This window comes from uncultured Solobacterium sp., from assembly GCF_963517755.1.
GTDB lineage: Bacteria > Bacillota_I > Bacilli_A > Erysipelotrichales > Erysipelotrichaceae > Bulleidia.
On record NZ_CAUQGG010000009.1, the window covers coordinates 81209 to 91002 of the forward strand.

Here is a 9794-nt window from a genome sequence, read left to right on the forward strand (position 1 = left end):
GAGGGGGAAAGAATATGTCGAAGGAGAAATTCCCGACGAAATTAAGCATGATATGGCATTTTTTAAGGGGTTCCAAAGTATATTTTGGTTTGTCTATCCTCTTTGCATGTCTTGTTTCGTTATTAGAATTAATTAATCCAAGAATTATTGCATTTACTGTAGACTCAGTAATCGATCATAAAGATGTTGTATTACCAGAACTAATTCAGAACTGTGTTGATAAGGTTGGTGGAATTGCGTTTTTACGTCATAACCTTTGGATAATCGCAATTGTTGTAGTGATTGTTGCGCTACTTGCGGTATCTTGTCGTTACTTCTTCCAGTCTTTTACAGCGATGGGATCAGAGAAGTTGGTAAAGACCATGCGTGATGACCTATTTACGCATATCATGCATTTACCATTTAAGTGGCATAGTGAAAATCATACTGGTGATATTATTCAAAGATGTACATCAGATGTAGATACTATCAAGGGTTTCTTATCGGAACAGTTAATTTATCTTGTGCGTATCATTATCTTGATTGTGTTGGTGTTGTTCTTTATGTTCTCAATCAATGTAAAGTTAGCCCTAGCAACATCCACATTTATTCCAATTATTGTAGGCTATAGTTTCTTCTTCCATGCAAAGATTGGTAATGCATTTGAAGTTGCAGATGAAGAAGAAGGTAAGCTATCATCAATTGCCCAGGAAAACTTAACAGGTGTACGTGTTGTTCGTGCATTTGGACGTGAAGCTTACGAACGTGAACGTTTTGAAAAACAAAACGAACACTATACAAATATGTGGACGCATTTGATGCGACTGTTATCTGCGTTCTGGATGTCATCTGACATGATTTCTAATTTACAGATGCTAGTGGTTATTTCCTATGGTGCTATCATCACGGTAAATAATGGTATGTCTGCAGGTAACTACATTGCGTTTATTGCGTATAATTCATTATTGTTATGGCCTGTACGTTCTTTGGGAAGAACAATTGCGAATATGTCGAAGGCGGGTATTTCTATCGACCGTTTACGTTACATTATGAATTCTGAGATGGAAGAGGATAAGCCTAATGCGGTTACTCCTGATTTACTACAAGATATTGAATTTAAGAATGTATCCTATCAGTATGAAAATGGTTCGACTGAGGTATTGGAAAATGTTTCCTTCAAAATCAAAGCGGGAACGACATTTGGCATTTTAGGTGGAACGGGTTCAGGGAAATCTACACTAATGTATCTGTTAGACCGTCTATATCAGTTGCCGAATGATCATGGTCAAATTACGATTGGTGGCGTTGATATTAGAGATATGAAAGCGGAGTGGATTCGTCAGAATATTGGTATGGTATTACAGGAACCATATCTCTTCTCTCGCTCCTTATCGGAGAATATCAAGATTGCTAAACAGTCTGCAGATATGAAGGAAATACGTACAGCTGCGAAGATTGCGTCATTGGATGAAGCTATCTCACATTTTAAAGAAGGATATAACACATATGTTGGTGAACGTGGTGTTACACTCTCTGGTGGTCAAAAGCAGCGAGCTGCGATTGCACAGATGTTGATACGTAAACCGCCAATCATGATCTTTGATGACTCTCTTTCTGCAGTCGATGCAGAAACGGATGCGAAGATTCGAGCAGGTCTCAAAGATAATATTTCAGAATCGACTGTTATCTTGATTTCGCATCGTATTACAACGTTAATGGCAGCCGATCATATTATTGTTTTAGATAAAGGTAGGGTTGTAGAAGAAGGTACACATGAACAACTGTTAGAGAAACAGGGAATTTATCGTCGTATCTTTGAAATGCAATCACAACAGAGTGAGTAGGGAGGTACGTATGCAAGAAGAAAATAAAAATATATCACTTCCATACTTTGGCATTCCGAAGATTCTACCATTTGCGAAGAAATATAAATACAGAATCATTGCGATGATTCTAATGGGTTTATTTTCGAGTTTAGTAGATTCATGTTATCCGCTATTTAATCAGTATGCATTAAATCACTATGTTGGAGAGAATACTCTTGATACACTTGGACTATTTATCGCACTCTATATTGGAATATTGATTGTTCAAGTTTTACTGAACTTTATTAGTGTATTCTGGGTATCTAAGACAGAGTTAGATTTGAATCGTGATCTTAGAAATACTTCATTCAATCATTTACAGGAATTATCCTTTGCGTACTTTAACCAAAACAATGTTGGTTATATTCATGCAAGAGTTATGAGTGATAGTGGTAAGATTGGTGAACTCATGTCTTGGCGTATGATGGATGTTGTTTGGAATGGATCGTATATTCTATTCGTTATGATTAACATGGTAAGAATTAGTTGGAGACTTGCATGCATGGTGTTTGTGCTTGTTCCATTTGCAGTATTCATCATCGCATTCTTCCAGAAACGACTTGTAAAACTGAATCGTCATATTCGTGAATTGAACTCCCAAATCACAAGTGACTTTAATGAAGGTATTACAGGTGCAAGATCAATCAAGACAATGGTAATTGAAAGTATCATTGGAGATGGATTTCAAAAAGATACAGAAACGATGCGCCATGTGTCTGTGCAAGCTGCACGCTATCAGGCGTTCTTCTATTCTACAGTTACGATGATGAGTTCGATTGCACTAGCAATTGTCATGTGGCAAGGTGGCAATCTAACCATTAACAACATGATGTTAATTGGTACATTATCTGTATTTATGAGTTATGCATTAGGTATTATGGATCCATTACATAGTGTGATTACTACAATATCTTCGCTTGTCTCAATTCAAGTAAATATCGAACGTTTCAATCGATTAGTGAATACAGAGTCAGATGTTGCGGATTCACCAGAAGTTATTGAAAAGTACGGAGATACCTTCCATCCAAAGAAGGAAAACTGGGAACCACTGATTGGCGATGTAGCGTTCAAGAATGTGGACTTCAAGTATCCTGATGGCGATGAGATGGTCTTAGAAAACTTTAATCTCGATGTACCACATGGAACAAATGTCGCAATCGTTGGGGAAACAGGTGCTGGTAAATCAACGCTTGTAAATCTAGTTTGTCGTTTCTTTGAACCAACAAAGGGGCAAGTTCTCATTGATGGAAGAGATGCTCGGGAGCGTTCACAGCTTTGGTTACATTCCAATATCGGTTATGTTTTACAAACACCACACTTATTCTCTGGAACGGTTAGGGATAATCTTCGCTATGGTAAACCTACCGCGACGGATGAAGAAATTATGCATGCGCTAGATCTAGTCTCTGCAAAGTTTGTAATTGAAAAGATGGAGAAGGGTTTAGACAGCGATGTTGGTGAAGGTGGTGGAATGTTATCGACTGGTGAAAAACAACTCTTGTCCTTCGCTCGTGCAATCTTAGCAGACCCACGCATCTTAGTGTTAGATGAAGCGACAGCATCAATTGATACTCTTACAGAAAAGGCAATTCAAGATGCGATTGATACAGTTATCAAAGGAAGAACATCCTTTGTAATTGCACACCGTCTATCTACGATTGTAAATGCGGATGTTATCTTGGTTGTTCGTGATGGTAAGATCATTGAACGTGGTACACATTCAGAGCTCATGAAACAAAAGGGTTACTATTATGAACTCTATACACGTCAGTATGAAGAGATGGTAGTAGATACTGTTTCATAAAGTATGATGAGAACCTAGCGATAGGTTCTCATTTTTCGTGGTATATGCATTTGTATTCAAACTGTAGATGAGTTAACATAATTCTATGATAAGAAAAATAACAAAAATATTGATGGTATCCATTCTAGCACTGATTACACTAGCTGGGTGTCAGAAAGGCTATAGCGATAAGAATCTTATTGGGCAGTATTCATTGGTTGAAATTGAAAAGGATGGACAAGCAATTCTAGCTGATGAAATTAAGGTTGGTGATGTGACGGGTTTTATCATCTTCAATGAAGATGGAACAGGTACATTTATGATGTTGAATGATAGATTACCTTTCACCTGGAAAGATGGAAAGATTACAGGTGGTGATCAAACAATTAGTTATGAACTTGATGGCGATAAGTTAACACTCATTATATCGGCGACAGAGAAGATTTATTTGCAGAGAGAAAAATAGGATAGATACAAAAAACATTTGCATATTCAAAATTAAAAGACTTATTCAAGTACGCCAATCTTGAATAAGTCTTTATTAGTGATGAGTGTAATATAATTGACCAAGTTTCCTATATAGTGGAAATTTGTAAATCTGGTATTTCATACATACCTTGCGGTATTCTAAACGTGATTTTGTTTGCAGGTTTGCAAAATCCATTAACATATTATGATATGGATTATTTTGTAGTTGCTTTGTAAAGATATTACAGAAATAGTTAACTTCTAGGATATGGTCGTAATTACTTCGGCGCATCTTCATAGGGTTTAGTAAACGATGCAACTTATATTGAATACTATTTGCGTTAATTGCACCTACAGAGTTATTCCCATGTTGGCGATATAGAATTAGTGATTTGTTAATATAAATCACTTTTCCAAATGTCATAGCAGTAATGCCATACCATGAATCATGCATTAAAATTTGATCATAATTTTTTGCTTGAATACATAACTGGTTCAACGCTTTGTTTGCTAGTATCGTACATCCAGTAATTTGATTTTGGCAAATAAGATGTTGTAACTGTGGATTTATTCTGTAATTTGAATACGAGAAGAATGATGGACTGATAAGGTTTAAGTCATTATCAACAACCTTTAAATCACTATAGATCAGTATTGGTAAAGATGTATCTTCTTTTTCAGCGTTACGCATTGCCTGCATACATGTTTCTAACTTGTTTGGTAACCATACATCATCTTGGTCACAGAAGGCAATATAGTCACTGGTAGATTTTTTTGCCAGTGCGAAAAAGTTATCTTTGCCACAACCTACAGGTTTAGAATTTATAAAAATTTCAACAGAATGTTTTGATGTTTCTTTGAAAGAATGCAAAATATCAATTGTTTTATCTTTAGAACAGTCATCGATGATGATAAGTTTCCAATCGGTATACGTCTGCTGTTCAAGAGAAGATAAAAGTTCTGGTAAGTACTTTTCACCATTATAAGTTGCAAGTAATATGTCAATCATTTCTTCTCCTTTTCTAACCCTAGTTCAGATAATACCCTTTGATTAAAGTCATCACGTTCTCTATCGAAGAACCATCCATACTTATTAAAGTATTTACACGCACTGCTGATGTGAATGAGTAACATTTTTATATCGTGATATGATGAAGCCGCATGATTATGTACAATTGTGACATATGGATAAAAAATTGTTTTTGCGACTCTATGTATACGCCGTATTAGATCGAAGTCTTCACAGTACATAAAGAAGCGGTCATCAAAGAAAAGTTGATATTGCTCAAGTGTACTGACGCGTAAAAACATAAAGCAACCCGATAAACATGGTGGATTAAAAATTTTGTTATATCCTGAGTCTTTTAAGGTATATCGATCATTATGTGTATTATGGTGTCCAAAATGCGGAATAAAGCGCCTGAAAATCAAATCGGCGGGTGTCGGTAGTAGTTTGCAAAGGTATTGTAGATCACCGTTAGGATAAATGACTTTTGGTAACACATAACTGACATCAGGATGTTCATCACAATAGTGCTTTAATTCTGCAATAATATCAGTATCAAATTCTATGTCTGGATTTAAAACAATATGATATTCAGACTTTAAATCGATTGCTTTATGGATTGCGATATTATGGGCAGCACCAAAACCTATATTTTCCTCATTGAAAATATAGTGTACATATTTCATATTTACAAAATAATCTGTTGGTGTGGGACTGTTATCAATAATCAATAGTAATCGTTCTTGGCTTGGATGATAACTTTCTAAAACAGATTCTAATAGGTCTTTATCTGTGTTGTATAAAACTATTGATGCGCTAATCATTGGATGTAATCCTCCGAATCATCCATTTCCTTAATTTCTTGTACACGTTGTTGGCTAAATCCTTCTGTACTATCTTTACGTACGAGGATTTTAATTGTTTCAAAAATAATTTGCAAATCTAAAAGCGGTGTGTAATTTGTAATATAAATCAAATCAAGCTTTAATTTATCCAATGCAGTTGTATTATACTTACCAAATACTTGTGCATAGCCTGTTAAACCACCTTTTACCTTTTCACGGAAGGTGAATTCAGTAATCATTGCACTATATTTTTCGACATGCTCGACACGCTCTGGGCGAGGTCCAACAATACTCATATCTCCGAATAAGATATTAACCAACTGTGGGAGTTCATCAATGCGGAAAGCACGAATAATCTTTCCGACCTTAGTGATACGAGGGTCATTTTCGCCTGCCGGAATGGAACGGCCATCTTTTTCGGCATCTACAATCATGGAACGGAATTTCAAAATCCAGAAACGTTCACCGCCCAAGGAACTTCTTTCTTGTCTGAAGAAGACTGGACCGTTATCCTCTAATTTAATTGCAATTGCTGTTAAGATGAATACAGGTGACAAAAAAATCAAGGAAAGACCAGATAGGATAATATCAAAAGCGCGTTTTAAAATACGTTCGCTAAGCGATAGGCCCTTATTCTTACAAACATAAATAGGGGTATCCACTACATTTATCTCAGAAGATGATTTGATAATAATATCTGAAATTTTAGGGACTAAATGACATTGTCGGTTATATCGAAAGCACATTTTTACTAAATGATTTTCAACACGAGCAGGGACATCATTTATTAGGATTGAATCAGCATTTTTTACAATCTCTTCGAGTTTATCTTCACCTACGGAATAATGGATTGAATCTACAACGTGATACTTAAATGGGATACCAGAAATCTTTGCAAGCAATTGATTTGGTTTTCCGTAAATTTCAATGATATCTAAAGGCTTAAATAAATAACGCATTAGATTAATCATATAGTTATCTAAAACGCATAGTACGAATGATTGTACTAAGAATAGAATGAAGTATCTAAATGTAAATTCAAATAAGAAACGGAACTGACCAGTAATGGCCATAGAAATTAATACTTCGATAATATTAACTGTAAATAGTGTTAATACTTGCCCAGCAATTACATTTGCCTTACGACCAGCATCTAACGAGAAAGTCTGAATCCAATTACCGATAATGGTATACAAAAGTGTATAGATGATAACGGCCATTCCTAGATTGCCAAGACCAGTCAAATGCCCTGTTTGGTTATTTTCGATTACGAATTCGAGCCAGACAGAGTAAAACATGAATGTCGATAGAAATATCATTATAAACATACATATTGTTATGTATATATTTTTATAGAATTGATTTCTTTTCATAAAAATCTCCTTGGTTAATTATCTATTAACCATGTTACTTGTAGTGTACTAAATTGAGGACTAAAAGTAAAATTCACAAGTAATCTATTATATTTTAGCAAATCTTAAGGTGATAATGAATTGATAATTATGATAAGAGATGACAAAGTTATTTATTTGCATGGACCAGCATAAATTATTTATGGATATAGAAAGAATCAAGATGAGGCTAAACTGGAGGTAATTCAATTAAAATTAAAATGATATGAATGATTTGGAATGGAATCGTTGGTGAATATGCTTTTATTCAATTTTGGGATATAATAATTTGGTAATGTGAATTGGGTAATAAAAATACGCATTTTGGCTATGAATTTATGGTTAAAAGAATGAGATTTACCATCTATTACATAAAATAAGATTCAAGTGAAATTGAATATAAAATTACGGTAAAGAGTGATTTATTATATAATTCGACTGTTATATAAATCTAGCATATAGGGGAATAGAGATAATATGGACAAAGAAAATGCGATTGAAGTCAGAGAAATGTCAAAAACATTTAAGGTTCAGTCAGATAGGGCCAACTCATTAAAAGCTTTGTTAGTTGTAAAAAGAAAGAATCGTGTAGAACAGCATGAGGTTTTAAAAAATATTAACTTAGATATAAAAAAGGGCGAAACTGTTGCATTGATTGGAACAAATGGATCTGGAAAATCAACCCTGTTAAAGTTGATGACAAAGATTATCTATCCAACAGAGGGAACGATTAAAACTCAGGGAAAGTTAACATCACTTCTTGAATTGGGCGCAGGTTTCCATCCAGATTTTTCCGGTAGAGAAAACATATATTTTAATGCATCGATTTTTGGGCTAACAAAAAAAGAAATTGATAAACGTATTGACTCCATCATTGAATTCTCTGAATTAGAAGCATTTATTGATGAACCTATTCGTACCTATTCTTCCGGTATGTACATGCGTCTTGCGTTCTCGGTCGCAATTAATGTAGATGCAGAAATATTACTAATCGATGAAATTTTAGCTGTGGGAGATCAACACTTCCAGGACAAGTGTTATGCTAAACTGAGTGAACTAAGTGCCTCTGATAAGACGATTGTGATTGTTTCACATAGTTTGGATGTTGTTAAGAAGCTTTGTTCTCGTGCTATTTGGGTATATAAAGGTAGCATTCGTTTAGATGGTGCTCCTGCATATGTCATTAGTGAATATCTAAAACAATCAGCAATCGATAATAAAGAGAAGAAAAAGGAAGCAATCAAACTAGGTACTGCTGAATCTAGAGGAGCAACCTTTATTGATAAGCCAATTGATTTTACTTATGTTAATGAGAACACAAAAGAGTTAAAAATTAGTGGATGGTCCATCAGCGATAATCCAAATAGCCATTGTGAAGTTTGTATTGGTAAAACATTGATAGCTACCAATCCTGAGTCTAGAAAAGATGTGTTCGAAGTATATGCGCAGGATTATGCTGGCTTCATTGATGTGGATACAATTGGGTGGTATGCTACTGTAGATCCAAATGATTTTAGAGATCAAGTAGATGAAGCGGGAAATTTGTATATTACATCTAAAGTTATCTTGGAAGATGGAAAGGTAATCGCAGAGGCGAAAGTAACGGTATTTGTCGAGGATTAAAGAAATGTTCAATGAAATTTATCAATACAGAGAGTTATTAAAAACAAATATCAAAAAAGAAATTAGAGGAAAATACAAAGGATCATTTCTAGGTGTCTTATGGAGTTTTATTAACCCATTATTACAAGTAATGGTATACGCGATTGTATTTCCATATTTAATGCGTGGCACAGGGGATGATTATATTGTCTATCTAGCGACAGGTATTATTCCGTGGACATTCTTCCAGTCCACCGTGGTTGCATGTATGGCAAGTGTAAAAGTGAATGCTGGTATTATTAAAAAAGTATATTTTCCGCGTGAGATTCTGCCAATCTCAATTGTAATGAGTGGTCTAATCAACTTCTTTATATCATGCATTATTATACTCATCTTTTGTCTAGCCTACGGCTTAGGTGTGAGTTGGCATCTTATTTTCATTCCAGTGGTAGCCTTGTTACAAGCAATTTTAACATTAGGGTTTGGCTTTGCATTAGCAGCGCTTACTGCATATGCTCACGACTTAGAATATATCGTAAACTTCTTATTAACATTAGGTTTTTATGGAACACCTGTTGTTTATAAGTTAGAGATGTTTGCATCTAACTCATTTTTGATTACTTTAGTACGTTATAATCCATTAACTCTTGTTTTGAATGGTTATCGTTCAGTATTTTTATACCATCAAATACCAGCACTAAATGGATTACTTATTTTAGCTGTAATGGCGTTTGCTATATTATTTATTGGTTATTCTATCTTTGAAAAGTTAGAAAAAGGTTTTGCAGAACAGTATTAATTGCCTAATGTAAAATAACTTGGGGTTTTAGAAAAATCCGCTTTAAAATTACATGG

Annotated in this window: 8 protein-coding genes; 5 read left to right on the forward strand and 3 right to left on the reverse strand. The window is 34.7% G+C overall.

The window, feature by feature from the left end:
* The first annotated feature begins 14 nt into the window (after window positions 1-14).
* The 3 genes from RWM19_RS06585 (at window position 15) to RWM19_RS06595 (ending at window position 4093) form a co-directional block, all read left to right on the forward strand.
* Window positions 15-1823, forward strand: coding sequence for an ABC transporter ATP-binding protein (locus tag RWM19_RS06585; protein ID WP_313985143.1), 1809 nt, complete (start codon window positions 15-17; stop codon window positions 1821-1823).
* Between the two features lie 10 nt (window positions 1824-1833).
* Window positions 1834-3648, forward strand: a complete 1815-nt coding sequence (locus RWM19_RS06590; RefSeq protein WP_313985146.1) for an ABC transporter ATP-binding protein — start codon at window positions 1834-1836, stop codon at window positions 3646-3648.
* 85 nt (window positions 3649-3733) lie between these two features.
* On the forward strand, window positions 3734-4093 hold the full coding sequence (locus RWM19_RS06595; RefSeq protein ID WP_313985149.1) for a hypothetical protein: 360 nt from the start codon (window positions 3734-3736) through the stop codon (window positions 4091-4093).
* Between the two features lie 75 nt (window positions 4094-4168).
* On the opposite strand, the gene RWM19_RS06600 is transcribed toward RWM19_RS06595, so the two are convergent.
* The 3 genes from RWM19_RS06600 to RWM19_RS06610 are packed head-to-tail and all read right to left on the reverse strand — an operon-like array spanning window position 4169 to window position 7265.
* Window positions 4169-5104: a glycosyltransferase family 2 protein gene (locus RWM19_RS06600; protein WP_313985152.1), complete on the reverse strand. Its 936-nt coding sequence runs from the start codon at window positions 5102-5104 to the stop codon at window positions 4169-4171.
* Complete coding sequence (locus RWM19_RS06605; protein WP_313985155.1) at window positions 5101-5925, reverse strand: glycosyltransferase family 2 protein; 825 nt, start codon at window positions 5923-5925, stop codon at window positions 5101-5103. Before RWM19_RS06605 ends, RWM19_RS06600 begins: the two co-directional genes overlap by 4 nt.
* Complete coding sequence (locus tag RWM19_RS06610; RefSeq protein WP_313985157.1) at window positions 5922-7265, reverse strand: exopolysaccharide biosynthesis polyprenyl glycosylphosphotransferase; 1344 nt, start codon at window positions 7263-7265, stop codon at window positions 5922-5924. The genes RWM19_RS06605 and RWM19_RS06610 overlap by 4 nt, the downstream gene beginning before the upstream one ends.
* A 549-nt stretch (window positions 7266-7814) precedes the next feature.
* Between RWM19_RS06610 and RWM19_RS06615 the strand changes: the two genes are divergently transcribed.
* Together RWM19_RS06615 and RWM19_RS06620 are read left to right on the forward strand one after the other, a co-directional pair.
* A complete protein-coding gene (locus RWM19_RS06615; protein ID WP_313985160.1) occupies window positions 7815-8960 on the forward strand; it encodes an ABC transporter ATP-binding protein in 1146 nt (381 codons plus the stop codon).
* A gap of 4 nt (window positions 8961-8964) precedes the next feature.
* Entirely contained in the window at window positions 8965-9738 is a 774-nt protein-coding gene (locus tag RWM19_RS06620) for an ABC transporter permease (RefSeq protein ID WP_313985164.1), read from the forward strand.
* The last annotated feature ends 56 nt before the right edge of the window (window positions 9739-9794 follow it).

Bases quoted from the DNA above. Each gene is read 5' to 3' on its own strand.
- RWM19_RS06585 (WP_313985143.1), top strand. From the start codon at position 15: ATGTCGAAGGAGAAATTCCCGACGAAATTAAGCATGATATGGCATTTT.
- RWM19_RS06590 (WP_313985146.1), top strand. From the start codon at position 1,834: ATGCAAGAAGAAAATAAAAATATATCACTTCCATACTTTGGCATTCCG.
- RWM19_RS06595 (WP_313985149.1), top strand. From the start codon at position 3,734: ATGATAAGAAAAATAACAAAAATATTGATGGTATCCATTCTAGCACTG.
- RWM19_RS06600 (WP_313985152.1), bottom strand. From the start codon at position 5,104: ATGATTGACATATTACTTGCAACTTATAATGGTGAAAAGTACTTACCA.
- RWM19_RS06605 (WP_313985155.1), bottom strand. From the start codon at position 5,925: ATGATTAGCGCATCAATAGTTTTATACAACACAGATAAAGACCTATTA.
- RWM19_RS06610 (WP_313985157.1), bottom strand. From the start codon at position 7,265: ATGATATTTCTATCGACATTCATGTTTTACTCTGTCTGGCTCGAATTC.
- RWM19_RS06615 (WP_313985160.1), top strand. From the start codon at position 7,815: ATGGACAAAGAAAATGCGATTGAAGTCAGAGAAATGTCAAAAACATTT.
- RWM19_RS06620 (WP_313985164.1), top strand. From the start codon at position 8,965: ATGTTCAATGAAATTTATCAATACAGAGAGTTATTAAAAACAAATATC.